28 protein-coding genes and 1 tRNA gene are annotated in these 25288 nt (G+C 67.5%); 13 read left to right on the top strand and 16 right to left on the bottom strand.

Going from position 1 to position 25288, the window contains the following annotated elements:
- Nucleotides 1-92 precede the first annotated feature (92 nt).
- From argC to BM113_RS12645, 6 genes are all read right to left on the bottom strand, one after another.
- Nucleotides 93-1175: an N-acetyl-gamma-glutamyl-phosphate reductase gene (gene argC, locus BM113_RS12670; protein WP_089788442.1), complete on the bottom strand. Its 1083-nt coding sequence runs from the start codon at nucleotides 1173-1175 to the stop codon at nucleotides 93-95.
- A complete protein-coding gene (lysX, locus tag BM113_RS12665) occupies nucleotides 1175-2059 on the bottom strand; it encodes a lysine biosynthesis protein LysX (RefSeq protein ID WP_089788441.1) in 885 nt (294 codons plus the stop codon). The genes argC and lysX overlap by 1 nt, the downstream gene beginning before the upstream one ends.
- Nucleotides 2056-2220 carry a lysine biosynthesis protein LysW gene (lysW, locus tag BM113_RS12660; RefSeq protein WP_004267676.1) on the bottom strand — a complete coding sequence of 55 codons (165 nt, stop codon included), beginning with the start codon at nucleotides 2218-2220 and terminating at the stop codon, nucleotides 2056-2058. The genes lysX and lysW overlap by 4 nt, the downstream gene beginning before the upstream one ends.
- Nucleotides 2221-2491: 271 nt before the next feature.
- Nucleotides 2492-3976 carry an argininosuccinate lyase gene (gene argH, locus BM113_RS12655; RefSeq protein ID WP_089788440.1) on the bottom strand — a complete coding sequence of 495 codons (1485 nt, stop codon included), beginning with the start codon at nucleotides 3974-3976 and terminating at the stop codon, nucleotides 2492-2494.
- 2 nt (nucleotides 3977-3978) lie between these two features.
- Nucleotides 3979-5253, bottom strand: a complete 1275-nt coding sequence (locus BM113_RS12650) for an argininosuccinate synthase (protein WP_089788439.1) — start codon at nucleotides 5251-5253, stop codon at nucleotides 3979-3981.
- A gap of 327 nt (nucleotides 5254-5580) precedes the next feature.
- Entirely contained in the window at nucleotides 5581-6813 is a 1233-nt protein-coding gene (locus BM113_RS12645; protein ID WP_089788438.1) for a DUF7343 domain-containing protein, read from the bottom strand.
- A 107-nt stretch (nucleotides 6814-6920) separates the two neighbouring features.
- On the opposite strand from BM113_RS12645, the gene BM113_RS12640 reads away from it, so the two are divergent.
- From BM113_RS12640 to BM113_RS12630, 3 genes are all read left to right on the top strand, one after another.
- Nucleotides 6921-7109, top strand: a complete 189-nt coding sequence (locus BM113_RS12640; protein WP_089788437.1) for a DUF7554 family protein — start codon at nucleotides 6921-6923, stop codon at nucleotides 7107-7109.
- A gap of 99 nt (nucleotides 7110-7208) precedes the next feature.
- Nucleotides 7209-7709 carry a 2'-5' RNA ligase family protein gene (locus BM113_RS12635; RefSeq protein WP_089788436.1) on the top strand — a complete coding sequence of 167 codons (501 nt, stop codon included), beginning with the start codon at nucleotides 7209-7211 and terminating at the stop codon, nucleotides 7707-7709.
- Between the two features lie 83 nt (nucleotides 7710-7792).
- Nucleotides 7793-8140, top strand: coding sequence for a hypothetical protein (locus tag BM113_RS12630; RefSeq protein WP_089788435.1), 348 nt, complete (start codon nucleotides 7793-7795; stop codon nucleotides 8138-8140).
- A 16-nt stretch (nucleotides 8141-8156) separates the two neighbouring features.
- Here the strand turns inward: BM113_RS12630 and BM113_RS12625 are convergent, their stop codons facing one another.
- The gene (locus BM113_RS12625) at nucleotides 8157-10370 is read right to left on the bottom strand and encodes an ATP-dependent DNA helicase (protein WP_089788434.1); all 2214 of its coding nucleotides are present in this window, start codon (nucleotides 10368-10370) and stop codon (nucleotides 8157-8159) included.
- A 146-nt stretch (nucleotides 10371-10516) separates the two neighbouring features.
- Between BM113_RS12625 and BM113_RS12620 the strand changes: the two genes are divergently transcribed.
- From BM113_RS12620 to BM113_RS22875, 3 genes are all read left to right on the top strand, one after another.
- Nucleotides 10517-10930 (top strand): hypothetical protein, encoded by a 414-nt coding sequence (locus BM113_RS12620; protein ID WP_089788433.1) that lies wholly within the window; start codon nucleotides 10517-10519, stop codon nucleotides 10928-10930.
- Nucleotides 10931-11078: 148 nt separating this feature from the next.
- Entirely contained in the window at nucleotides 11079-11606 is a 528-nt protein-coding gene (locus BM113_RS12615; RefSeq protein ID WP_089788432.1) for a metallophosphoesterase, read from the top strand.
- 497 nt (nucleotides 11607-12103) lie between these two features.
- Nucleotides 12104-12235: a DUF7859 family protein gene (locus tag BM113_RS22875; protein ID WP_007141233.1), complete on the top strand. Its 132-nt coding sequence runs from the start codon at nucleotides 12104-12106 to the stop codon at nucleotides 12233-12235.
- A 9-nt stretch (nucleotides 12236-12244) separates the two neighbouring features.
- On the opposite strand, the gene BM113_RS12610 is transcribed toward BM113_RS22875, so the two are convergent.
- Nucleotides 12245-13258, bottom strand: coding sequence for a threonine aldolase family protein (locus BM113_RS12610; protein WP_089788431.1), 1014 nt, complete (start codon nucleotides 13256-13258; stop codon nucleotides 12245-12247).
- A gap of 117 nt (nucleotides 13259-13375) precedes the next feature.
- On the opposite strand from BM113_RS12610, the gene BM113_RS12605 reads away from it, so the two are divergent.
- From BM113_RS12605 to BM113_RS12590, 4 genes are all read left to right on the top strand, one after another.
- A complete protein-coding gene (locus BM113_RS12605; protein WP_245758045.1) occupies nucleotides 13376-14386 on the top strand; it encodes a hypothetical protein in 1011 nt (336 codons plus the stop codon).
- Nucleotides 14370-14612: a hypothetical protein gene (locus BM113_RS12600; RefSeq protein WP_007141236.1), complete on the top strand. Its 243-nt coding sequence runs from the start codon at nucleotides 14370-14372 to the stop codon at nucleotides 14610-14612. Before BM113_RS12605 ends, BM113_RS12600 begins: the two co-directional genes overlap by 17 nt.
- 84 nt (nucleotides 14613-14696) lie before the next feature.
- Nucleotides 14697-15791 (top strand): aminopeptidase, encoded by a 1095-nt coding sequence (locus BM113_RS12595; protein ID WP_007141237.1) that lies wholly within the window; start codon nucleotides 14697-14699, stop codon nucleotides 15789-15791.
- Between the two features lie 92 nt (nucleotides 15792-15883).
- A complete protein-coding gene (locus BM113_RS12590) occupies nucleotides 15884-16306 on the top strand; it encodes a universal stress protein (protein ID WP_089788430.1) in 423 nt (140 codons plus the stop codon).
- 40 nt (nucleotides 16307-16346) lie between these two features.
- Here the strand turns inward: BM113_RS12590 and BM113_RS12585 are convergent, their stop codons facing one another.
- Together BM113_RS12585 and BM113_RS12580 are read right to left on the bottom strand one after the other, a co-directional pair.
- Nucleotides 16347-17120 (bottom strand): SDR family oxidoreductase, encoded by a 774-nt coding sequence (locus BM113_RS12585; protein ID WP_177209162.1) that lies wholly within the window; start codon nucleotides 17118-17120, stop codon nucleotides 16347-16349.
- A gap of 142 nt (nucleotides 17121-17262) precedes the next feature.
- On the bottom strand, nucleotides 17263-17808 hold the full coding sequence (locus BM113_RS12580; RefSeq protein WP_089788428.1) for a hypothetical protein: 546 nt from the start codon (nucleotides 17806-17808) through the stop codon (nucleotides 17263-17265).
- 157 nt (nucleotides 17809-17965) lie between these two features.
- Here BM113_RS12580 and BM113_RS12575 point away from each other — a divergent pair, with 157 nt between their 5' ends.
- Nucleotides 17966-18331: a hypothetical protein gene (locus BM113_RS12575; protein ID WP_089788427.1), complete on the top strand. Its 366-nt coding sequence runs from the start codon at nucleotides 17966-17968 to the stop codon at nucleotides 18329-18331.
- 125 nt (nucleotides 18332-18456) lie between these two features.
- Here BM113_RS12575 and cysE read toward each other — a convergent pair whose 3' ends face one another.
- The 3 genes from cysE to BM113_RS12560 form a co-directional block, all read right to left on the bottom strand.
- Entirely contained in the window at nucleotides 18457-18969 is a 513-nt protein-coding gene (cysE, locus tag BM113_RS12570) for a serine O-acetyltransferase (protein WP_089788426.1), read from the bottom strand.
- A 72-nt stretch (nucleotides 18970-19041) separates the two neighbouring features.
- Nucleotides 19042-19710 (bottom strand): metallophosphoesterase family protein, encoded by a 669-nt coding sequence (locus tag BM113_RS12565; protein WP_089788425.1) that lies wholly within the window; start codon nucleotides 19708-19710, stop codon nucleotides 19042-19044.
- Between the two features lie 97 nt (nucleotides 19711-19807).
- The gene (locus BM113_RS12560; RefSeq protein WP_089788424.1) at nucleotides 19808-20404 is read right to left on the bottom strand and encodes an IMP cyclohydrolase; all 597 of its coding nucleotides are present in this window, start codon (nucleotides 20402-20404) and stop codon (nucleotides 19808-19810) included.
- 91 nt (nucleotides 20405-20495) lie between these two features.
- Here BM113_RS12560 and BM113_RS12555 point away from each other — a divergent pair, with 91 nt between their 5' ends.
- Complete coding sequence (locus tag BM113_RS12555; RefSeq protein ID WP_089788608.1) at nucleotides 20496-21299, top strand: homing endonuclease associated repeat-containing protein; 804 nt, start codon at nucleotides 20496-20498, stop codon at nucleotides 21297-21299.
- Nucleotides 21300-21414: 115 nt separating this feature from the next.
- Nucleotides 21415-21487 (top strand) — tRNA-Gln (locus BM113_RS12550).
- A gap of 113 nt (nucleotides 21488-21600) precedes the next feature.
- Here BM113_RS12550 and BM113_RS12545 read toward each other — a convergent pair.
- The 3 genes from BM113_RS12545 to BM113_RS12535 form a co-directional block, all read right to left on the bottom strand.
- Entirely contained in the window at nucleotides 21601-22971 is a 1371-nt protein-coding gene (locus tag BM113_RS12545; RefSeq protein WP_089788423.1) for an oxidoreductase, read from the bottom strand.
- A 50-nt stretch (nucleotides 22972-23021) separates the two neighbouring features.
- Nucleotides 23022-24065: an NAD(P)-dependent alcohol dehydrogenase gene (locus tag BM113_RS12540; protein ID WP_089788422.1), complete on the bottom strand. Its 1044-nt coding sequence runs from the start codon at nucleotides 24063-24065 to the stop codon at nucleotides 23022-23024.
- A 74-nt stretch (nucleotides 24066-24139) separates the two neighbouring features.
- A complete protein-coding gene (locus BM113_RS12535; RefSeq protein WP_245758044.1) occupies nucleotides 24140-25276 on the bottom strand; it encodes an LEA/WHy family protein in 1137 nt (378 codons plus the stop codon).
- Nucleotides 25277-25288: the final 12 nt, after the last annotated feature.

Genomic DNA, 25288 nt, shown 5'->3' with positions numbered 1-25288 from the left:
GAAGCAACGCGAGCAGGAACGTCTTGGCGTAGCCATCTTAGGGTGTTTTGCTGAGCGAAGCGAAGCAAGGCTCATGAACGAGCGAAGCGAGTTCATGGTGCCCCCACGGGGTGAAGCCCCGTAAACTCGAGTCCGGCCATCTCCTCGAGGCCGAGCGCGACGTTGGCCGCGTGGACGGCCTGCCCCGCCGACCCCTTCATCATGTTGTCGATCGCGGAGAAGACCACCACGCGCTCGTTCGAGGGATCGAGTTCGAACCCGACCTCGGCGTGGTTCGTCCCGGCGACGGCCTTCGGTTCGGGGTAGCGGTAGACCCCGGAGCCACCGGCGGCCATGCGGACGAACGGCTCGTCCTCGTAGCAGCCCCGATACGCGCTCCAGAGGTCGCCCTTCGAGACCGGCCCGTCTGGGAAGACGTGGCTCGTCGCGCTCGCGCCGCGGACCATGTCCACGGCGTGGCAGGTGAACGCGACCGAGGTACCGAGGAACGCCTCGATTTCGGCCTCGTGGCGGTGGCCCGTCGGCGCGTAGGGACGGACGACCCCCGAGCGTTCGGGGTGCGAGGAGGCCGCGCCGCCGCCCGCGCCCCCCTCCGAGGAGCCGACCTTGACGTCGACGACGATCTGCTCGTCGCCCTCGAGGATGCCCCCCTCGAACAGCGGATACAGACCCAGAATGGTGGCGGTGGCGTTACACCCTCCACCGGCGATCAGTTCCGCCCCCTCGAGGTTCTCGCGGTTGATCTCGGGCAAGGCGTACTCGGCCTTCTCGAGGTACTCGGGCGCGTCGTGGCCGTCGTACCACTCGTCGTACTGGGCCTCGCTCTCGAGGCGGAAGTCCGCCGAGAGGTCCACGACGGTGTCGGCGACCTCGAAGAACTCGTCGATCCGTCCCATGGAGACGCCGTGGGGGGTCGCCGCGAACAGGACGTCGACCGACTCGAGGTCGTCGGGTTCCGTGAACCGGAGGTCCGCGCCGCGAAGCGGCGGGTGGACCGAGCCGACGCTCTTGCCGGCCTTCGATCGGCTCGTCACCTCGGCGACCTCGAAGTTCGGGTGCCCGGCGAGCAGGCGGAGCAGTTCCCCACCCGTGAAGCCGGAGCCGCCGACGACCGTCGCGGTGACGCTCTCGCCGGCGTCGTCCGCCGAGGGATCGATTTCCGTGCCGGCGGCCATCAGGCGGTCACCTCGAGTTCGGAGACGGGGTCCGTCCCCGCCTTCGTCTCGAGCCAGTCGACGACCGCGCCGGCGACGTCGGTCTCGACGGCGTCGTCGAGGGCCTTGAACTCGACCGTGTGGTTGACCTCGTGGACCGTATACCCACTTTCGGTCTCCATCAGGTCGACGCCGAGCAGGCCGCCGCCGACCGCGTCGCTTGCCGTCTCGACCAGTTCTTTCGCCTCGTCGTCGAGTTCGAAGACGTCGGTCTCGGCACCCTTCGCGGCGTTGGTGATCCAGTGGTCCGACGAGCGAACCATCGCCGCGACGGGTTCGCCGTCGGTCGCGAGCACGCGGATGTCGCGCCCGGGCTTCTCGACGAACTCCTGGACGTAGAACACCTTGTGCTCGTAGTGGCCCAGCGTCGCCTTGTGCTCTAAGATGGCCTCGGCCGCGTCGGGCGAGTCGATCTTGGCCATCAGACGCCCCCACGAACCCACGACGGGTTTGAGGACACAGGGGTAGCCGAACTCCTCGATGGCCTCCATCGCGGTCTCTTTGGTGAACGCGACCTTCGTCTCGGGCGTGGGCACGCCCGCCCCCTCGAGCGCGAGGCTGTTCTTGACCTTGTCCGCGCACGTGTCGGCCGTCTCGTGGCTGTTGACCACGGGCACGCCGTAAGCCTCGAAGAACTTCGTGGCGTAGAGGCTACGGCTCGTGGCGAGACAGCGGTCCACGACGAGATCGAGGTCGGCGAACTCCTCGGGGACCTCGCCGACGTCGAACTCCTGTTTTCGGACGTCGATCTTGGTGACCTCGTGATCGCGCTCGCGCAACTCGTTCAACAGGAGCTTCTCGTCCTTGCGGATCCGGGAGTAGAGTATTCCTATCTGCAATGTCACTCACCCCAGTCCTCTTCGAGCTCGGGGGCCCGCTCGAGGACTGGCGGCTCGGTGTCGACGACTTCCAGCTCGGCGCCGCAGGTGGTACAGTCGACTATCTCTCCCGCTTCCAGATCGTCGTGCAGGGACACTTCGGCCCCGCACTCGACGCATTCCGTCATTGTACTCCCGACTGGGAGGCGATACCCCTTAAAGGCTTCGAACCTAACAGAAAAATTATAGTACTGCATGCTACGCTAACGGCGTGAAAGGACTAATTTACCGCATTTCTGATCCAGTGTATCATTTAGTGTATAATAGTCCCCTCACGGGGACGGCCGCGGCGACGGGAACCGAGGGCCCCGTCCGCGTTCGCGTTCGCGTCCGCGTCCCGGTGGGGACGGCCGCGGTGGCGACCGTATCCGTGGCACTACTCCGGTCGGTCGTCGCGTCTCAGACATACCCGTTCACCTCGGAACGAAGCGCTTCGTAAGCGTCCTCGAGCGCGGTCCGGTTCTCCGCGAGCGATCCCCTGTCGTCCGCAAGCGCGGCGTTCGCGGACTCGAGCTGGCTGGCCACTGCCTCGGGCGCGGGGCCGCCGGTCGAGTCGCGACTCGCGACGCTCTCGGCCGGATCGAGCGCGTCCTCGACGGCCGCAGGATCGACGAACGACTCGAGGGGTTCGCCGAGGACGTCGGCGGCGGCGGCCTCGAGGGCGTCGTAGTCGCCCCCGTTTTCGGCCGCGACCGCGACCATCTCGTGGGCCGTCCTGAAGGGGAGGCCGTTCGCGGCCAGCAGGTCGGCGACGCCGGTCGCCGTCGAGAAGCCCTCGCCGGCCTCCGTCGCGAGCGCGTCCTCGTTCCAGTCGGCCGTGGCGATCGCGCCCGCGGCGACCTCGCTCGCCTCGGTGACGGCGTCGGCCGTCTCCCAGGCGTGGGTCGTCGCGCGCTGGAGGTCGCGGTTGTACGCGCGGGGGAGCCCCTTGAGGGTCGTCGTCAGCCCCTGGACCGCGCCCGCGGCGTCGCCCGCGACCGCACGGACGAGTTCGAGCGTGTCGGGGTTCTTCTTCTGGGGCATGATCGACGACGTCGAGGCGTAGTCGTCCGCGAGGTCGACGAAGCCGCGGTTCGCGAAGACGACGACGTCCTCGGCCAGTCCGGACAGCGTCGTCGCGTGGGTCGACAGCGCCTGGACCGTCTCGAGCAGGAAGTCGCGGCTCGAGGCGGCGTCCATCGAGTTCTCGACGACGCCGTCGAAGCCGAGCAACTCGGCCGTGCGCTCGCGGTCGACGTCGAATGTCGTCCCCGCGAACGCCGCGGCCCCGAGCGGCGACTCGTTGATCCGCTCGTAGGCCCCGAACAGCCGTGCGGTGTCGCGGCGAACCGCGGACTCGTAGGAGAGCGCCCAGTGGGCGACCGTCGTCGGCTGGGCGGGCTGGAGGTGGGTGTAGCCGGGCATGACCGTCTCCGCGTGGGCGTCGGCCACCTCACATAGCGACTCGCGCAGCGCGAGGGTCGTCTCGATCGCCTCGAGGACGTCCTCGCGCAGGCGGTAGCGGATGCAGGCCGCGACCTCGTCGTTGCGCGAACGGGCGGTGTGCATCTTCCCGCCGTCCTCGCCGACGCGGTCGATGACGGCCGTCTCGATCGCCTCGTGGACGTCCTCGCCCTCGGGGAGGCTCCCGTGGCCGCTGACCTCGATCGTATCCAGCGCCGTCAGGATCTCGCCCGCGATATCGTCCGCGATGATCCCCTGTTCGGCGAGCATCACGACGTGTGCGCGGTCGACCTCGAGGTCGGCCTCGAAGATTCGCTCGTCGGCCTCGAGTGAGGAGAGGAAACTCCGGGCGGGGCCGCCGCTGAATCGATCCCGGCGGACGACGCTCTCGTCGCCGCCGTCATCGCCGAGTCCGCCGAACTGAGCGCTCTCCTCGGACATCGTTACTGGTCGTCCTCCGTGCTGCCCGCGTCCGCGGCGTCGACCGTTCCGCCATCGGTCGCGAGTTCGACGGGGTCGCCCTCGGCCGTCTCGTCGTCGTCGTTCTCGAGGACGCCGTTCGCGAGGCGACGCTGGAACCCGTGGTACTTCGCGACGCCCGTGGCGTCCTCCTGGGCGATCTTGCCAACCGTCTCGGTGTCGAAGGAGGCGTGGTCGGCCGAGTACGCGGCGTACTCGCTGTCACGAGCGACGGGGCGGGCCTTGCCGCCCTCGAAGCGGATCGTCACCGTCCCCGTCACGCGCCCCTGGGTCTTGGCGATGAAGCCCTCGAGCGCGCCCACGAGCGGCGCGTCGACGAGCCCTTCGTAGGCCTTCTGGGCCCACTGCTGGTCGATCTGCTGTTTGAACTGGCGCTCCTCCTGGGTGAGGACGAGCCCCTCGAGGGACTCGTGGGCGTTCAGCAGCGTCGTCGCCGCGGGGTGTTCGTAGTTCTCGCGGACCTTCAGCCCGAGCATGCGGTCTTCCATCACGTCGGTGCGGCCGACGCCGTGGGAGCCCGCGAGGTCGTTCAGGTACTCGATGAGTTCGACGGGGTCGTACTCCTGGCCGTCGACCGCGACGGGGTAGCCGTTCTCGAAGGCGATCTCGATCTCCTCGCTCTCGCCCGTCGGTTCGGCCGTCCAGTCGTAGATCTCCGGGGAGGGGACGTAGCTCGGGTCCTCGAGTTCGTCGCCCTCGACCGAGCGGCTCCAGAGGTTCGTGTCGATCGACCAGTCGCCCTCGTTGCCGCCCTCGACGGGGAGGTCCTTCTCCGCGGCGTACTGCTTTTCCCAGTCGCGGGTGAGACCGAGTTCGCGTACGGGCGCGATGACCTCGAGGTCCGAGTCGCGCCAGACGGCCTCGAAACGCAGCTGGTCGTTGCCCTTGCCCGTACAGCCGTGGGCGACGCCGTCACAGTCCTGTTCCGTCGCGACCTCGAGGATCGCTTCGGCGATCACGGGACGCGCGAGCGCGGTGCCCAGGGGATAGCCCTGGTAGGTCGCGTTCGCACGCACGCCGTCGAGACAGAGGTCGGCGAACTCCGCCTTCGCGTCGACCACGTAGTGGTCCAGGCCGAGGGCCTCGGCGGTCTCTTCTGCTTCCTCGAACTCCGATTCCGGTTGGCCGACGTCTACCGTGACGCCGATCACTTCGTCGTATCCGTATTCTTCCTCGAGCAGCGGGACACAGACTGTGGTGTCCAGTCCGCCCGAGAACGCGAGTGCCACGCGGGTCATGTCGTATCCGAATCAAACGGCAGAAGGGTATTAAATTCACCGATTTATTTTACGAAAACTAAGGTTAGAGTGCACTCTAACCGTGAAAACGAGGGTTTTCGGGGAAGCGAAGCGGCCGGGGGACAGGGGTGATAGTATAGTACGGGCTCAAAGGCCCGGTCGCGGTCGCCGCTGTCGCCGCTGGGCGACGGACCCGTCGGTACGGAAAAGGGTGAGCGCGGACCCGACGGATCGGCTCATTACTGGACGAGTATCGCTCCCACGTATTAAAACCTGTCTGCGGCGCAAATGTTACGACCGGCGGGAGATCCAGCGCGACGGGACTCGCTACGCGTCCTCGCGCCCGCTACCCGTGTCGTCGACGTCGCCGGTTTCGCCGCCCTCGTCCGGAAGTGCAAGGACGTTCTCCCGGCCGATTCGGAAGACCTCGATGTCGCCGTCTTCCCGCAGTCCGCCGACCACCTGGCTCGTCTTGGCCTCGGTCCAGCCCAGTTCAGAGACGACGTCCTGCTGTTTGATCCGGCCGCCGCGTTGCTCGAGCAGTCGGAGCACGCGTTCCTCGTTGCTCAGCAGTTCCGGCGGCGGTCCCTCGGCAGGCCCGTTCCGACCGGCTCCGGCGTCGGTTCCGCTCCCGGTTGCTCCGGAATCGGCGTCGCCGGCACCGTTCGCGTCCGCCTCGCGCTCCGTCTCCACGTTCGGGGCCAGGATCTCCTGGTGGCGAATCCACCAGCCGGCCGCGGCGACGGTCGCCAGGAGCGCGAGCACGGCGACGACGATCGGCCACGGGTCGTCCGGCCCCGCATCGGGTTCGTCCTCCTGGGCGGTCGCGCCGCCGTTCTCGAGGATTTCGACGTACGGCTCGTCGTCGGCGAACTCCGTGTCGTCCCCGTTCCAGAAGACCGAGTTGTCGGGGCGGTCGTCGGGTGTCGGCTCGACCTCCCCGATGACGTACCCTTCGGGCGGGAACAGGCGCATCGTCGTGTCGTCCGACAGCGTGAACCCGGCCAGCGCGTCGCCCGCGTCGATCCTGTTCAGTTCGACGTAGGCGAACGAATGCCACTCGAAGGTGAACTCGACGTGGCCGATCTCCTGTGGTGCGGTGGTCCTGTCGGTGGCGACCGACACGTTGCCGATCTCCATTTGGTCCCGGCCGGTCGCGTTCCTGGCCTCCTCGAGCGTCTCGTTCCAGCCGCTCGCCTCCTGCTGGGCGTACATTTCGGGGTACTCCTCGACGTCGTCCCGGAGGGCGGTCCAGTTCGACTCCGAGCCGTTTTCGAACCGGTAGTCGACGACGAACGTCGCCGACCCGTTCTCGTGGATGTAGACCTCGATGTGGACCTTGTCGGGATCGTCGAGCTGGTCGATCTCGGCCGGCTCTTCCTGCTGTGCCGCCTGTGCGACCGCGGGAGCGACACCGGCACCGGATTCGCGGTCGGCGTCGACCTGGCCGCCGACCTCGCCGACACCATCGACCGCGGCCGCCGTGAACGGAACGAACGCCACCGAGCACCCGACCACCACGAACACACAGAGCAGGGCCCACAGCCCCCTCACGTCCATTGTATCACAATGCCGGCGCTGGCTAAATAGGTCTTTCCGACTTCGAACCCGGTTCTCGGCTACCGGCTGCGGAGCGTTTTTCACCGCTGCTTACCAATCCCCGGCCGATGCCTTCCCGTCACCGTGGTACGCTCGCGGTCGAAACCCTGCTGAAGGTCGTCCTCGCGCTGGTCGCCGTCCTGCTCGCGCTCCGGATCGTCGGAATCGTCGTCGGCTGGCTCGTCCGAACGCTACTGTTGGTCCTGGTAATCGCGGTCGCGATTCTGGTCGCTCTCCGACTGGTCGACCGGCTATGAGCGTCCCGCCCCAGCATCGAGATCCCTCGTCCCGACCGGAGGGAAAACCCTCGAGAACGTCACACTGATACCTCCCGCCGTCCACCCTACGAACACCACGTGTACAGCGTCAACGTTCCCGTCCCCGGCCGCGTCCGGACCCTCGCAAACGAGCTCTATCCGGAGCTCGTCGAATTCGACGACGTCCGGGAGACCCACTCGTGTCTACTCAAGCGCCTCGGCGACGCCGACCACGTCGCCCAGCTCCAGCACCGCACTCACCGCGCGCTCGAGGGCGCACCCGCGGTCGAGGCCCGGATCACGGGCATCGACTACTTCGAGAACCCGCCGCTGGGGTCGGCTCCAGTCATCTACCTGGCCGTCGAGAGCCCCGGTCTCGAGTCGATCCACGCCGACCTCACCGACGCGTTCGACGCGGTCGAAGGGCTAGAGGGGACCGACTACGTCCCCCACGTCACGCTCGCCCGCGGCGGAGACGCCGCCGCCGCAGCCAGGCTGGCCGACCGCGAGATCGAACCCGTCTCGTGGACGGTCTCGGAACTCGAGTTCTGGGACGGCCTCGAGAAGCTATCGGTGAGCCGGGTCTCGTTGCCGGCCTGAGGTCGAACCCGGAGTCGACCCGCCGTCGGTGGACGTGTGAAACGGCCGGAAGTATATTTTGACTGTACTAAGCACGGTACCGTATGCATAGACGAACATTCGTGTCGCTCGCGGCAGTCGTTCCGTTCGCGGGCTGTACCGGACTGTTGGGCGGCGGTGGCGTCGATACGACCCTCGAGGACAACGAACGGACGGAGTTCGACGTCAGCGACGGTGCCGAATTGACCGTGACGGTCGACGTACAGGAAGTCTTCCAGCCTGACATGGACCTCGAGCGCGAGGGCGTGTCGTTCCGGCTCGACCACCTCGAGAACGGCCTCGTCGACACGCGCATCGTCGAGGACTCCGAGACGTTCGACCTCGAGATCGAGGACGGGGGGACCCACGCGGTGATGATCACGGGCGGTATCGCCGACGTGACGATCGAGTGAGTCGACGCCTCGGTCGCTACGGCGCGGGCGGTTCGCCGTCGTAGGCGTCGTGATCGCCGAAGAAGTTGAGCATCGAGAACTTGAGTTTCTCGGGGTCGATGTCGATCAGTTCCTCGCGCTCCTCGTGGGGGAACGTGCCGTTGACGCTGTAGCGGCCGAGGTCCGACTTCGCTCGCCTGGAGTAGCGCCGGTCGAGCAACGCGCGAACCCCGACGTCCTCGGGCGAGCGGATCACGCGGCCGAGCGCCTGTCTGGTCTTTCTGACCGTGGGGATCTCGACGGCATAGCGCCAGCCCGTGTCGGTCCCCTCGAACGCGGCGTCGTAGGCCTCCTGGACCGCCTCCGCGCGGTCGTCGAGGTGGGGGTACGGGACGCCGACCACGAGGACGGTCCGGGCGTCGTCGCCGTCGAAACTGACGCCCTCGGCGAGGGTGCCCCACAAGGAGGTAAAAAGCACCGCGTCGTCGTCCGCGACGAACTCCTGGCGGAGGTCCTCGACGGCGACGCCCGGTTCGTCGGTGTAGACGGTCCCCTCGCCGCCGAGTCGTCGCTCGAGGCGGTCGGCGTACCGGCCCGCCTCGCTGTAGTTGGGGAAGAACGCGAGCGTGTTTCCGGGGGTCATCCGGACGGCGTCGTGGATGGCGTCGGTGACTTCCTCCTGTACGTCGGGGTCGTCGCGGTCCGAGGAGAAAAGCGGCGGCGTCTCGACGGCGTAGGTGCGGCGGTTCTCCTCGGGAAACTGCAGCCCGTAGGCCATCGTGACGGACTCCTCGAGGCCGAGTACGTTCTCCGTGACCTCGAACGGCTGGAGCGTGGCGCTCATCAGCACGGTCGCGTGGACCTCCTCGAACAGCTGCCCCGTGACCTGCCGCGGGAGGCAGGTGTACAGTTCAGCGCGGCCGTAGATCTCGTCGGTGCCGGCGTCGCGGGTGACCGAGACGACGGGGTACAGCCCCTCGGCGCTGCCCTCGTTCATCCACGCGCTGACGAAGCCCGCGGCCTGCAGCGTCTGACACTCCGTGCGCGTGGCGGTCTCGCCCTCTCGGTAGGCTTCCTCGTACTCCTCGTCCAGGTCCTGGCCCAGTTTCATCGCGGCCTCGAGGTCGTCCCCGATCCCCTGTCCCGAGTAGCGCTGGAGGAACTCGAGGGTCAGGTCGTCCTTGCGGTCCTCGTTGGCGATGGGGACGTCCTCCCAGTTCTCGCCGATCCGCTCTCGCGCTCGCGGCCCGCGGCCGCTCGCGTTGTCCGTGGCGCGTTGTGCCGCGCTGTCCCCGAAACCGAACGACTCCTCGTAGGTCTCGACGAGCGCGCGGTGGAACGCCGAGAGGACGTTCGCCGCGTCCTCGGCTCGCGGATCGTCCGTCTCCCCGAGTTCGTCCAGCGCGGACTCGAAGGTCCGTTCCGAGCAGGTCCGGGTGGCGTGCTCGCGGGCCGCGTCCTCGACGTTGTGAGCCTCGTCGAAGACGGCGATGACGTCCTCCGGGTCGCGGCCGAGCCAGCGGAAGAACTGTTCCCGTATCGTGGAATCCAGCAGGTGGTGGTAGTTACAGACGACCAGATCGACGCCCTCGATGCCCTCCTTGAGGAGTTCGTACCCACAGAGGTGCTGCCCTTCGGCGTACTCGTAGATCTCCTCGGGCCGGCGGACGTCGTCGAACAGCCACGCGAAGAAGTCGTCCGTGTTCCCGGTGAGGTTGTTCCGGTAGTAGTCACAGACGTTTTGCTCTTCTAAGTCCTCGAGTCGCTCCTCGATGGACTCGAGTTCGTCCATCACGGCCGAGCGGGCGTCGGCCGCCGAACCGTCGCCGTCCTCCGCCTGGCTCTCGGCCAGCAGTTCGCGCTGGCGGCGCTCGAGTTGCTCGCGGTCCCGTTCGGCGTCGACGAGCGCCCGGGTGTTGTCCCGCAGGGCCTGACACTCCTCGTAGCCGACGTCGATGTGACACATCGACCCCTTTCCCTTGAAGACGATCGCCCGGATGTCCTCCTCGCGGGTGATCGCGCGGGCTTCGGCGACGAACTGGCGCATCTGCTGGTGGACGTCCGTCGTGATGACGACCGTCTTGTCCTCCTCGCGGGCGACCTCGAGGGCGGGAACGAGCGAGGAGAGCGTCTTGCCGGTCCCGCAGGCCCCCTCGAAGAGCACGTCCTGGCCGCGCGAGAGCGCGTTGTAGATGCGGTCCATCGCCTCGCGCTGGTTCTCGTAGGGCTGGTCGTACGGGAAAAAGCGCATGTACCCGGCTGTCTCGGACACGATGAATGATAGGTCGCGCCGTCGCTAAAAGCGTTCGTCTCGCAGCGTTCACTACTTAAACCGCCCCGGACGGGCCGGCCATCGCGGGGCGTAGAGCCATCCGTTTCGAACGCGTCCGCCCGACCATGCCCATTCCGGGATACGACTCCGGTAGCGTCGCGGAAGTCAGGCTCGAGTCCGTCGGCGCGCGGGTCGCCGTCGTCGCGGGCGTCGTCCCCGACGAGTTCGGCCTCGAGCGGAGCGCGAGCGAGCCGCCGGTCGACGCCCTGGGGGAGCCGGTCGACGTCGTCGGCCTCGAGGACCTGAAGGCCGTCGAAGCCGTTCGCATCGCGCTCGTCTACGACCCCTCGCGGCTCCCGCCGGGGGCAAGCCCGACGGACGTCGCGGTCGCCGTCCGGACCGACGAAGGGTGGGAACCGCTCGAGTCGACGGTCGACCTCGAGGAGACGACGGTGACGGCCGTCCTGAACGATCTGCCGCCGGGCGGAACGCTCGTCGCGGGGTACGACGATCGGGAACCCGAGGGGCCGCCGGCCTGATACGGACTGCTGTAAGTCATTACCGGCGCAACCGCGACCGTCCTGCGGTTGCACCGGTAAACAGTTACAGCAATCCGTATGAGGGATCCATCGGCGCGAGGGGACGGAAACGAAAAGAGACGTCCCGGTCGCGACCCAACCTGCGATCATGATCGCTATCTTTTCCGATACGCACAGCGCCGACGGCCACGCACTCGAGGGCGAGGCACTGACGGCGGCCCGCGAGGCAGACGTCGTCGTCCACGCCGGTGACTTCACGACCACGGGCGCGCTCGAGGCCTTCCGGGAGGAGTGCGACCGCCTGTTCGCGGTCCACGGCAACGCCGACGGCGCGGCGGTCCGGGACCGGTTGCCGTCGGCCCGGGTCCTCGAGGAGGCGGGCGTCAGGGTCGCCGTCACCCACCGCCGCGACGGCGGCGAGACCGGACTGGCGATGTTCGGCCGCTCGCGGGGTGCCGACGTGGTCATTTCCGGCCATACCCACCGGCCGACGGTCGTCGAGACCCCCGACTGCCTGCTGCTCAACCCGGGCAGCCACGCCGACCCGCGGGGGAACCGGCCGGGCTTCGCCGTCCTCGAGGAAAGCGAGGACGGCGATTCGGACGTCCTCGAGGGCGAGATCCGCGAACCGGACGGGACGCCCGTCGAGTCGTTTACCGTCGAGGGACGCGAGTAGGCGTCGCAGTCCGGGTACTCGAGAACGGACGCAGGGACAGTGATTTCGACATCGCCGCGGGGTCGGGGAGGGCGCGGCGTCAACGGGGTGTCAACGGGGTGTCAGCGCGGCGTCAGCGGGGAGTCAACGGGACTGCGGAGGACGTCGGGGGGACGTCAGCGGGTGTGGGCGAAGTGGGGGAGGAGCCGCCGCCCGCCAGCGGGGCGGGCAAGAGCGGACGGCGGCGACCGTTCGGACAGGGGGTGACCGTCCCTCGATTCGAGCGGGACGGAAGGTCCCACAGCCCGGCCCGGGCCGGGGCCGAGCGCGGGACGCAGTAGCACCTACACAGGATACGACATTATAGGCGGCGCAAGGTGAAAAACGGATTTTAGCTAGCCGCCCGTCCTCTGCTTCGACGCCGATTCGAGGCTCGAGGCGCGGTGACGCGTCCGATCCGGGCGAGCGGCCACCACGCGTCGAAACGATTTTCCACCGCGGCGCTGTACCCACCGGGTATGCTGGATTTCATCCCCGACGATCCCGTCATCATCGCGATCGTGTTGATCCTCCTGTCGCTGATCTTCTTCTCGTACCTGCTGTTGCGCCGGACCGTCCTCGAGTTCCGGGACGGGATGCGGGGCCGTTGAGACAGGCGGTCAAAACGTCGCTTCGATCCGCTCGAGCGCCGTCTCGACGTCCTCGCGCGAGACGTCCCGGTGCGTACAGAACCGAACCGTCGACGGGCCGAACTGCGTCGCCAGCACGTCCTCCTCCTCCAGGCGTTCGATGACTGCCTCCGTCTCGAGGCCAGTCCCGGAGACGTCCGCGAGGACGATGTTCGTCTCGGGGGGTTGCACGTCGAACCCGTCGATGCCGTCCAGTTCCTCGGCGAGCAACTCGGCGTGCTCGTGGTCGCGCTCAAGGTCCTCGACGTTCTCGAGGGCCTCGAGGCCGGGCGCGGCGATGATCCCGGCCTGGCGGAGCCCGCCGCCGAACAGTTTGCGGACGCGACGCGCCTCCTCGACGAACGCCTCGCTGCCGGCGAGCATCGAGCCGATGGGCGCGCCGAGCCCCTTCGAGAGGCAGAACATGACCGAGTCGACCGGCTCCGTGATCTCGGTGACGGGGACGTCGAGCGCAGTCGCGGCGTTGAACACCCGCGCGCCGTCGAGGTGGACGGGCACGTCGTGCTCGCCGGCGGGCTCGGCCGCCGCGGCGATCCTCTCGGGATCGATCGCGAGGCCGCCCCGGGCGTTGTGCGTGTTCTCGAGCCAGAGGAGGCCCGTTCCCGGTCGGTGGAGGCTCTCCTCGACGAGGCCGTCGGCGACCTGGCTCGGCGACGGAACCCCCCGCTCGGCGTCGACCATCCGCACCTGCAGGTTCGAGTGGTCGGCCGCGCCGCCGAGTTCGTATTTCACGACGTGGCTCTTCCTGTCGGCCAGCAGTTCCTGGCCGCGCTCGGTGTGCACTCGGGCCGCGATCTGGTTGCCCATCGTCCCGCTTGGCACGTAGAGGGCGGCCTCGGTCCCCACGCGGTCGGCCGCGCGGCGCTCGAGTTCGGCGACGGTCGGGTCCTCGCGGTAGACGTCGTCGCCGACGTCGGCCGCGTGTGCGGCGTCGCGCATGCGGTCGTCGGGTTTCGTAACGGTATCGGACCGGAGGTCGATCATTACGAACGGCTCCTTTCGGGATCGCCCTAACGTTGTCGAAGGCGGTCGTACCTGTCGCCCGGTGACAGTCGACGAACGTTCCCAAAGCTTACTACTCAGCCCGCCGACACGAACGTCGTGAACGCTGCCAGCCCTCCATCCGGTTCGGACGACGGCGGTCCCTCCGCCCGGCGCAATCCGTTTTCGCACCACCTCGCCCGGGTCGCCGATCGGTTCCCCGACCTCCTCCCCTTTCTCGCCGTTCCGTTACTCACGACGTTGCTCGATGCGGACGGCGTGAGGCGAACGATCGCCGAAGCCGGGAACCGGGTCTCGATCAACTTCGAGTTCCGGTTTCCGGACCCGTTCCTCGACCTCTGGTCGTTCGTCGATCCACCCGCGCCGACGGCCGCCTCGAGCACGGGCGGGTCCGTTCCGTTCGCCCCCGCTCCCGTCGATCCCCCGACCGCGACCGGAGCCGGCGACGTCACCGTCGACCTGGCGTTCCAGTCCCGCTCGGTCCCGCTCGGAGAAGCCGGACCGGGACTGATCGCCGGATTGCTTGCGCTGCTGGTCGCGTACGCCGCGGTGTTCTCGGTCGTCTACGCGGTCTACGTGGGCGGGATCGACCGACGACTCCGGGGCGAGCCGATAGCGGTCGTCGACTGCGTTCGGTCCTACGCGGGCCGCTTTCTGGCGTACTTCGCGATTCTCTTCGGCGTCTTCCTCCTCGCCGTTCCGATACTGGCGGTGCTGATACTCCTCGCCCTCCCCGTCGCGTTGCTCGCCATGTACCTCTTCTACGGCGTGCCGTTCCTGTTCGTCGTCGCGGACCTCCCGGTCCTCGAGGCGTTTCGCCGATCGTACCGACTCGCCCTCGAGGGCGGCCCCTATCTGCGGTTCGGCGCGTGGTACTTCGTCGTCACCCTGATCGCCTCCCCGATCGTTTCGGTCGTCGTTTCGGCCGGCGGCCCCGTCGGGTTCCTCCTCGGGTTGACCCTCGTCGTGCCGCTGTCGGTGCTCCTGACGGCCGCGACGGTCTCGTTCTTCGACGAATTCGTCGGGCAGTCGTCCGGGGCCGGAGTCGAAACCGGGGTCGACGGTGGCGCCGCCCCCCACGGAGGCGGAAGCAATGACTGGACCGACTGATGCCGCGTCCTCGAGTTCCGAGAACGGGAACGCGACCGGCCGCCGCGTCGCTTCGGCCCTTCGGCTCGCGGCGCTCGCGCTCGTGATCGTCGGCTTCGTCGGCTGGGCAACCGAGGACGCCGCCTTCGACCTCGAGTCGCCGTACACGATCGCCTTCGGGCTGGGCGTTGCCTGCGCCATCGCATCGATTTACCTCGGGATCTTTCTAGCAGAGAGCGAGGAGTGACCGGAGAATCGACCGTCGGACTCTCCTCGAGGGGGCTAATTTCGATTCGAAAACCGTATCCCGCCGGTACCAGAACTCGGCTACATGGACCCGCGAATCCGCGAACACGCCGAGATCATCGCTAACCACTCCGTCGATCTCCAGGAAGGCGACAACGTCGTCGTCGACGCCCACCCCGTCGCCGAGGACCTGGTCGTCGCCCTCCACGAGGTCATCGGCGAGAAGGGTGCGAACCCGCTGACGACGACACAGCGGGCCGGCAAGCGACAGCGACGCGCGTTCCTCCGGAACTCGGACGGCGAGTTCGAGACCCCCGAGCACGAACTCGCCCTGATCGAGAACACGGACGTCTACATCGCCGTCCGGGCCAGCGACAACGTCACCCAGACCGGCGACGTCGACCCCGAGACGAGTTCGGCCTACCGCCAGGCCCGCCGACCGATCCTCGAGGAGCGACTCGGCATCCGCTGGTGTCTCACGCAGTTCCCCGCCCCGGCCAACGCCCAGCTGGCCGAAATGAGCACGGAAGGGTACGAGAACTTCGTCTGGGACGCGGTCAACAAGGACTGGGCGGAACAGCGCGAGCACCAGGCCAACATGGTCGAGATCCTCGACCCCGCAGACGAGGTCCGCATCGTCAGCGGCGACACGACCGACGTGACGATGTCCGTCGACGGCAACCCGACGATCAACGACCACGCCGAGCACAACCTGCCCGGCGGCGAAGTCTTCACCGCGCCCGTCCCCGACAGCGTCGAGGGCGAGGTGCTGTTCGACATGCCGCTCTATCACCAGGGACGGGAGATCACGGACGTCTACCTCGAGTTCGAGGACGGCGAGGTCGTCGATCACTCGGCGGCGAAAAACGAGGAGACGCTGACCGAGGTCCTGAACACGGACGACGGCGCGCGTCGGCTGGGCGAACTCGGCATCGGGATGAACCGCGACATCGACGAGTTCACGTACAACATGCTCTTCGACGAGAAGATGGGCGACACGGTCCACATGGCGGTCGGCCGCGCCTACGACGACACCGTCGGCGAGGGCAACGAAGCCAACGACTCGGCGGTCCACGTCGACATGATCGTCGACATGAGCGACGATTCGTTCATCGAGGTCGACGGGGACGTGGTCCAGCGTAACGGTACCTTCCGGTTCGAGGACGGCTTCGAGGAGTAGCGGTCCGAGTTCGAGCAGCGACGAACCACCAGCCGTCCCGCCCTCTGGGGATCCTGCTGTAGGTTTATCACGTCTCGCTCGGTAGGTTGCGTATGGCAATTCTCGTAGCCTACGACGGCTCCGACCCCGCACGGAAGGCAGTTACTCGAGCGTTCGACGAGTACCCTGACGAGGAGCACGTGTTGCTGCGAGTCGTCGAGGCCGCGGGCGGCTCTACCGGTGCGGGCATCAACCTCGCCCAGGAGGCGCTCAAGGACATGCGCGAAGAGACCTCGAACGACGTCGAGGACCACGTCGACGACCTCGAGGTCGGTGACGACGTCGATTACCGCACCGAGATCGTCGTCGGCGATCCGGCCCGCGAGGTCGTCGAGTACGCCGAGGAGGAGGACAACGACGTCGACCACATCTTCGTCGGCAGTCACGGACGCTCGGGCGTCTCGCGGGTGCTGCTCGGCAGCGTCGCGGAAAAGATCGTGCGACGAGCGCCGGTTCCGGTGACGGTCGTCCGCTGATTCGAGCCGTCGCCGACTCGAGCGAGTCGACCCGTTCCGCTTATTGCGTGTTCGTCATCCCGCCGTCGAGGACCAGCGACTCCCCGTTGACGTACCCCGAGAGGTCGCTCGCGAGGTACAGCGCCGCGTCCGCGACGTCCTCCGGCTGGCCGGCCCGGCGGGACGGGATCGCCTCGAGGAACTCGTCTTCGGCCTCGGTGCCGATGATGGCGTAGTCCTCGGTCGTCATCTTCGTCTCGATCAGCCCCGGGTGGATCGCGTTCACGCGAACCCCGTCGGGGCCGAGTTTCGCAGCCATGGAGTAGGTCAGGAGCCGAACCGCGCCTTTCGTCCCGCAGTACGTGACGAACTCGCCGGACCCCTCGATCCCGGCGACCGACGAGAGGTTGATGATGGCGCCACCCTCGCCCTCGACCATCCGCTTCGCGGCGGCCTGCGCACCGAAGTAGACGCCCTTGACGTTGATGTTCATCATACGATCGAACGCCTCCTCGTCGACCTCGAGGAATTCCTCGCCGTGGAAGATCCCCGCGTTGTTGACCATCACGGTGACGCCGCCGAACTCCTCGGCCGCCTCGACGGCCGCCTCGAGGTCCGCGACGTTCGAGACGTCACATTCGACGAACTTCGCCTCGGCGTCGGTCTCTTCCGGAATCAGTTCGTGGGTCGGGGTCCCGCCTTCGCGGGGTTCCTCCTGCAGGTCCGCGATCACGACGTCGGCTCCCTCCGCCGCGAATCGGCGGGCGATCGCCCGACCGTTGCCGCTCGAGCCGCCGGTTACGACCGCTACGTCGTCAGTGAGCATTGGTGACATTGCACAATTTCCTACGGTGCGGCGAATATTAACTATACCCATCCTTTTCACAAACTGGTGAGGTGGCTTTATCCGAGAAAAAGTTCCGAGGAGACCCCTCGAGAGCCGTGCTGGGGGGTTCGGTCGCTCCGGTCGCGGAGGATCAGGAATCGATGATCCGAACCTCGCCCTTCTGGCCGACGGGCTGGTACTCACAGCGGTAGGTGTCGATCTCCGCGGTCGCCTCGAAGACGAGCGTCTCGGTCTCGCCGACGACGTCGTTGCCCGGGGTCGAGTAGTCCGCGACGACCTCCCAGTCTTCGTTCCAGAACGCGACGTTGTGGTGGATCCCGTCCATGTTCTCCCAGGTGAGTTCGTACTCCCGGCCCTCGACGAGGACCAGCATCGGGTTCTCGACGCGATCGATGGCGGACGGTTCGACGCCGACCCAACCGCCGACCCAGCCGTCGAACCGGAGCCGCTCGACGTCGATCCAGGCGTCGCGGTCTGTGGTCCCCTCGGTCGTCTCCGCTTCGTCGACGACCGGTTCGTCCTCGCTCTCGCCCGGTCCGCCGCCGGCCCCGCCGCTCAGGCAGCCGGCGACCGTCGAGGTGGCGACCGCCGCACCGAGTCCGGCGAGAAACGCTCGCCGTCGACACGGGCCGCGAGGCCGACAGTCGTCGGGTGCTCGGGGATCGCTCGAGACCATTGCCGGTTCTAGCCCGTCCAGAATCATAAGACGCAGTTACGCTCGAGCGGACTGTCGGCCGCGCCGAAACGTTCGCGAGGACGACGGTCCACATCGGTACCCACCAGGTTGCGTACTCCGGGGCCGCGTTTACCGGTCCGGCGGGCGACGAATCGGTATGAGCGATCGCTCCGACGAGGCAGCATACACCGAACTGACGCCCGACTCCTGGCACCAGAACGACGAGGGCAACTACTACATCGACTGTCCGGAGTGTGGCTCCGCGGCGACGCTGATGAACGTCGTCAAGCACGGTCGCTGTAACGGCTACCTAGACCAGGAGGAAGCCGAGACCGAACTCGACGAGGAGCAGTTCGACTGCACTGCCAAACTCTGGTTCGAACTCGGCTACACTTCCGATCCGGACGCCGAAATGACCGAGGACGCCGTCGGCGAGTCAGCTGCCGACGTAGAAATGGAGGAGGGCGTCCCCGCCGAGGGATCGCCGCCCGGGACGGACGGGGCAGTCGACGACGAGGAGTAGCCGTTCCAGAACTCGAGCGCGTTCGACGTGGAACGAAGGAAGTCATACGGTTTACTGTCCGTCAGTTCCGGCGACCCCGCGACCCGGGCGGCGGGTGTGCCGTGGCATCGGGACAGGGATCCGTATCAGTCGTCGATTCGCGTGGCCGGAACGCCGGCGACGGTCGCACCCGGATCGACGTCCTCGGTAACGACAGAACCTGCGCCGACGGCCGCGTTCTCGCCGACCGTGATGTCGCCCAGCAGCGTCGCGTTCGCGCCGATTTCGACCCCGTCTTCGATCGTCGGGTGTCGTTTGACCGGTTCGTCCGCGTCGCCGCCGAGCGTAACGCCGTGGTACATGTGGACGTCGTCGCCGACTTCGGCGGTCTCGCCGATGACGACACCCATGCCGTGGTCGATCGTCACCCGGCGGCCGATCGTCGCTCCGGGGTGGATCTCGACGCCGGTCAACAGTCGGACGAGTTGGGAAAACAGCCGCGCGAAGAGGGTGAACCCGCTCGTCCAGAGGCGGTGAGCGACCCGGTGGCCCCAGACGGCGTGAACGCCGGGATAGCACAGCACGACCTCGAGACAGCCCTTTGCGGCGGGGTCGCGATCACACATCGCCCGGACGTCCTCGCGAAGCCGTCGCAGCATCTGTAGTGGGTTGGAGTCCGAGGCTGGCGGTCTAAAAGGGTTCGTTTCGGTCCCCGTTCGGTCGGGGAGAGGTCACTTCCCGCGGGCGAGCCGCCGGCCGATCCGCTCGGGCAGGCCCGCCTCTCGAACGGCCTCCTGAACCGCCTCGACGTCGTACTCCACGCGATGGGTCTCGACGGTCATCGCCTCGAGGTCGACCACTGCGTACCCTGCTCGCGGATCGCCGTCCCGGGGTTGGCCGACGCTGCCCGGGTTGACGACGATTCCCTCGGCGTACCGCTCGACGCCCTGGACGTGCGTGTGGCCCAGCACGAGCACGTCCTCCTCGCCGAGCAGCCGCGGGGAGAACTCCTCGGGGTACGTGTAGCGCGTGTACCGGTCGGGGTCGTCGGGGTGGCCGTGGACGACCTTGAGCAGGCCGTCGAACTCGACCCGCTCCGTCGGCAGGTCGGCGAGCCACCGAAGCTGATCCGCGGAGAGTTGCGTCTTGGCGTATTCGACGCCGGCTCGAGCCATCCCGTTGAACCGGAAGGGGGTCTCGGCGGCGACCGCCGCGTCGTGGTTGCCCATCACGGTCGGGACCGCCCGTTCCCGGAGTTCGTCGACACAAGCCGCCGGCCATGGGTTGTAGCCGACGACGTCGCCGGCACAGACGAGTTCGTCGACCGGCGGCATGTCCTCGAGGACTGCCTCGAGGGCGACCCGGTTGCCGTGGACGTCCGAGATGAGTCCGACCTTCATGTCCGTGCTCGAGGGTACGGGCGGGAGCGGTTTGTAGGTTATCCGGCTGCTCGAGCGGATCGGGCAGGGGCGCTGTCGACGCGAGCCCTCGAGTCGATTACTCCCCGTTTTCGATCGCCGTCTCGAACCCGTCGTCGGTCAGGGCGACGCCGGCCGCACAGACCTCGTGTTCGAACTCGAGGCCGTAGGCCTCCCGGGCGGCTTCCGCTGCGGTTTCGGCCTCGAACGCGAACGGTTCGGGGGCGTCCTTCTCGTAGGTCGCCACCAGCGTCGGCTCGTCGACGGTCTCCACCAGTACGGCGTCCTTCCGGACCGTGCCGATCAGCGCCTCGCCGTCGTTCCCGGCGTCGATCGTCGCCGCGATGCGGGGCGTGTCGTAGTCGTCTTTCTCGTAATCGAGCGCGAGCAGGCTCTCCGCGAGGGCGTCGCGAGCGGGGTAGCCCAATTCGAGTTTCTCCGCGATGGGATCGACGTGCGAGCCGTTGCCGAAGGCGGCCGTCCCCCCGGTCGGGGTCTCGACGACCCGCAGGCAGTTGTAGGAGACGTAAGGGTTGTCCGTCTCTGGGGCGTCCTCGGTGGGACCGACGGTGAGCGCGTCCTCTCGAGCGGTGATCTCTCGGTTCGGGAACGACCGCGAGGAGACGCGGTACGCGCCGACCTCCGGGCCGACGACGACGAATCGTCCGACGTACATACGCGTCGATGCGCGGGGGTGGGGAAAAGGAATGTCGGTTCGTCGCGCTCGCGTTCGAGGGTTTATGCCGGATGCCGCGGCGAACGCCGGCGTGACGACGGAAGCGGAGTGTCTCGAGGCGTTACGGGAGGCGGCCGAACGGCTCGGCGAGTCGCCGACGAAGGCACAGTACGAGGAACTGGGGACGATGCCCGCGTCGGCGACGATCATTCGAACTATCGGCGGGTGGAACGAGGCGAAAGAGCGAGCGGGACTCGAGACGAATCCATCGACGGGGTCGCGGGTGGGTCCGAAGCCGGACGACGTTGATCTTCCCGACGGAACGGCTTGGGACGAGCTATCGGTCGATCAGCGGTGGCACTACCGCAATGTCGGATGGAATACGGAACGATCGTTACGTCGCCGCTCTCGGCTTCGGTCGTGGTTGAACGGGATCAAGCGGGAACGCGCATGTTCGCGATGTCACGAGGACACTGCGGCCTGTCTCGACTTCCATCACGTCGATACCGCGGCGAAAGAGATGGCAGTCGGGAAGATGGTCACCTTTGGGTACGGGAAAGAACGACTCCGTGAGGAAATAGAGAAGTGTGAGGTGCTCTGTGCCAACTGCCATCGGCAGCTTCATTTCACACAGCCGGACGACGAACGCCGTCGATGGGTTCACGATCGAAAGCGCAGCGCAGGGTGCAACCGATGTGGGGAATCCGATTCTGCGTGTCTCGACTATCATCACGACAACGAGCGGAAAGAAGCGAGCATCACGAGACTGATTGCGGACGGTCGGACGAAAGATCGAATCCGAGCCGAGATGGAGCGGTGTACCGTCCTCTGTGCGAACTGTCACCGGCAGGAACACTACGAACCGCCAGAAGGGAGTCGGCGTGATCACGACTAACTCGAGTCGTGTTCGACACGCTCTCCCTGTGTCGATCCAGTTCGTAACACTCTAATACACACCCCGGCTATTGGATGGTACGTCGCCGGTAGTCAGACTCCGGCAGAAAATGTCAAGTCCCATAGGGTAGTGGCCAATCCTGAAGCCTTCTGGGGGCTTCGACCCAGGTTCGAATCCTGGTGGGACTACTTCTCTTCGGTTTCAACTCGAGCGAACAGCCGATGGCCTCCCCGGTTTTCCAGTTGAAACGAAGGGGTCTACACCCGGCAGGAAGTGAGAGACAGACGAGGTCGTAGCCCCGTTAATCGTCGTAGACCCCTTCTCGATCGAGTTCGCCGCGTTTCCGGAGGACGTCGGGGGTGCGGCAGATGCCGGGCGCCCCGGTCACCTGCGGAACGGTGCAGTTGTTGCAACTCTCACAGAGGACGCTCGGTTCGCCGTCCGCGGCCCGCTCTCCCGCCCTCTCCTCACCCGTTCCAGCCGCGAGTAGCCGCGCCCCAAGCCGCGGTTCGGCGTAGAACGGGCGGGCCATCCCGACGGCGTCGCAGGCCGGCCTCGCGTCCGCTCGATCCCCGAGCAGGCGGTCGATCTGGCCCCGGTCGCGGATCCCGCCCTCGGCGAGTACCGGGATCGACACCTCCTCCCGGACGCGTCGACAGAACTCCTCGTTCCAGGCCGGTTCGAAGTCGTACCCCAGCGACTCGAGCCAGTTGCCAGCCGCGACGAGTCGTCGTCGGGTCGACCCGCCGAAGGCCTCGTCGTACCCCTCCCGGAACCCCTCGTCGGTCCAGGCCCGCTCGGGGTACTCGCCGCGGACGATGCTCATGTCCCAGACGACCGACGTCAGGACGGGAACGACCGCGTCGTAGCCGACCCGCTCGAGTCGGCGGGCCGTCTCGATCCCGTCCTCGAGCGAGAGTTTCCGCCGGACGAGAGGAGCGGGCGGGGCGGGCGTCTCGGCCGGCACCTTCGTGACGAGCGGAACGTCGCCCGCGCGGTCCCGGATCTCGTCGTGGACGAGCGCGAGGAACTGCAGTCGCGCCTCGGGGCTCCCGCCGAACTCGTCGTCCCGGCGGTTGTAGAACGGCGAGAGGAACTGCTGGACGATCCCCATGTTCGCCCCCGAGATGTGGATGCCGTCGTAGCCGGCGTCGACGGCGTACGCGGCCGAACGGCCGAAGTCCGCCGCGAGGTCGTACACCTCGTCGGTCGTGAGCACGTGCGGATTATAGGAGAGGAAGCCGACCCGGTCGAGCAACCGCAGTTGCCAGGGCGGCTCCGAGACCGCGAGCTGTTCGAGTTCCGGGTTCCGCCGGCGGTAGTCGGCGTGCCAGGTCTCCATGCTGCGCAGGCCGCCGTGCTCGAGTTGGAGGAAGATCCGGCTCCCGTGTTCGTGGATCCGGTCCGTCAGCCGGGAGAGCCGGGAGACGAAGGCGGGGTCGTGGACGCGGGTCATCCCCGGCGCGGCACAGCCGCCCTCGCCGCGGACGATGGTCGCGCCCTGGAAGAGCAGGCCGACGCCGGAGTCGGCGGCGGGTTCAAGATCCGCGATCAGCGTGTCGACCGCGTCGGGCCCGTTGCCGGCGCACTCGAGCAGCGGCGCGCGGTAGAGCCGGTTGGGTACCTGGATGCCGCCGATCTCGAGGGGGTCCTCGAGGTCGAGGGAGGTCATGGGTCGGCTACTACGGGATCGCACAAGAGGATGCCGCCGGTCGTCGGCGATCAGGGCGGCTGGATGACCGCCCGTCCCTCGATCTCGCCGCGCTCGAGCCGTTCTGCGACCTCGTTGATCTCCCCCAGGTCGTGGCGTTCGGTGTGCAGTTCCACGTCGCCGCGGTCGACGAGCGCGACGAGTTCCTGCAGTTCCGCGTACCGGCCGACCAGCGCCCCGCGGAACGAGAACTCGCCGAACACCATCGCCTGGCAGGGTTCGTGGACGTGGCCGCCGTAGCCGACGACGTGGTGGTCGCCGCCCTGGGCGACGATTTCCGGCGCGAGCGCGGTCGTTTCGTCGCGGCCGACGAAGTCCAGCACCTGTTCGACCCCGCCGTCGTCGGTGAGGTCGGCGACGACCGAGGCGACGTCCTCCTCGCTCGAGTCGACGGTGTGGTCGGCCCCCAGGTCGGTGGCCAACTCGAGCGCTTCGTCTTTGAGGTCGACGGCGACGACGTCGGCGGCGCTCATCGCGTCGACGCACTGGAGCCCGATGTGGCCGAGCCCGCCGATGCCGATCAGGACACAGGTATCGCCCGGATTCAGCTCGTCGGTCGCCTTCTTGGCGGCGTGATAGGCCGTGATTCCGGCGTCGGCGTGTGGTGCGATCTCGGTCGGATCGACGCCGTCGGGAAGCGGGACGACGGCACGCTCGTTGGTCAGAACGTACTCGGCGAAGCCGCCGTCGGTCGTCAGGCCGTTGAACGCCTGGTTCTCGCAGTACATGTCCTCGCCGCGCCGGCAGGGCCGACAGATGCCGCAGGTCTGGACGGGGTGACAGAGCACGGGATCCCCCGCCTCGACCAACTGGACCTCGTCGCCGACCTCGGCGACGATGCCGGCGTTCTCGTGGCCGAGCGTCATCGGAAGCTCCTGCTCGACGTACTCGTCCCACATCCCCTCGACGATGTGGTTGTCCGTCTGGCACCAGCCAGCGCCCTCGACTTCGACCAGGACGCCGTCCGAGCGATCGATCTCCGGACGGTCGACGTCGTCGATCTCGAGCGCCGCGTCCATCTCGTCGGTGTACTCGTGGAGTCGCGCTGCTTGCATGGGACAGGGCCCGCTTCACCGCCAGCGAAGAAAACGTTCGGCAGCTATCGGGTTTCGTGACGGTCAGGTCCGGTTCACCGACTCGAGGGCAGCAGCAGGTCGTCGAGCAAGGACTCGTCGCCGTCGCTGTCACCGTCACCGGCAGCGTCATCCGGTGCCTCGAGGTTCGGCGTGGCCCACGGGACGAGCGTGCACTCGCCCTCCGAGAGGCCTGCGTCCTGCTCGACGAAGATGGCCGTCGTCATCTCGTAGTCACAGCGGATGGCGTCGCCGTCTTCGGGGATCGTCACCGTTTCCCCGCCGACGGAAAGCGCCAACTGCGCGCGGAACTCGGCGTCTGTGACCTCGCCCGCGTCGACGTGGGTCGCGAACCAGTCGACGACGTCGTCGTTGTCCAGTTCGACGACGAATGTGAGTTCCCGGCTCGAGCGCGGCGGGATCGTCGCGTCCCGATCGGCGTCGAGGAGTTCGACCTCGTGGGCCTGCCAGTCGCCGACGACCCGGTCGTTGAACTCCATCTCGCCGGTCAGCGACGGCGTCGCGAGCGGGTAGGCGTTCGGGTTGTACACCTCGTAGGTCAGGTGCAGTTCGGTCGTCTCGGCGTCGACCGTGCCCCACGCGGCGTCGGTGTCGCGGATCTCGACCGTCGGTTCGACGAGTTCGCGCTGGATGCCGTCGTCCGTCTCGACCGGGGACAGCGAGTGCTCGCCCTCCTGTTCGGCCAGCGCCGCGGCGACCATCGGCTCGAGGTCGGTCTCGATCCCGTCCTCGTAGGTGTGGGAGGGCGATCCCGAGACGGGACCGACGTCGGCGTGGACCGTCACGTCGGCCTCGAGAGTGCTCGCTTCGTCGTTCCGGACGTGTGAGACCCACCAGTCGGGGAGCCGTTCGTACCGCAGGTCGGTCCGCAACTCGGTCGTCGAGTTCCCCGCGGGGACCGCGACGTCAGCGGCGGTGCCCTCCGCGAGGTCGACGCCGTTCATCGCCAGCGCGTACTCGAGAGTCAGGTCGTCGAGTTCGATCCCCGGGTTCGGGTTGTCGATCCAGACCGTCGTGAGCACCTCGATGCGCTCGTCGTCGACCTCGCCCCAGGCGTTGTCCTCGAGGCCGGCGTCGGGAACGCCGAGGACGCCGGCCGCGAAGAGGCCCCCGAGGGCTGTGGCGAGACAGACGACCAGCGCGAGTGTGACCTTCGTTCCCGTGCCCGTCATGCGTCGGACGGG

It is taken from the genome of Natronobacterium haloterrestre, assembly GCF_900112205.1.
Classification (GTDB): Archaea; Halobacteriota; Halobacteria; order Halobacteriales; family Natrialbaceae; genus Natronobacterium; species Natronobacterium haloterrestre.
This window is presented reverse-complemented; position numbering and strand designations above follow the sequence as displayed.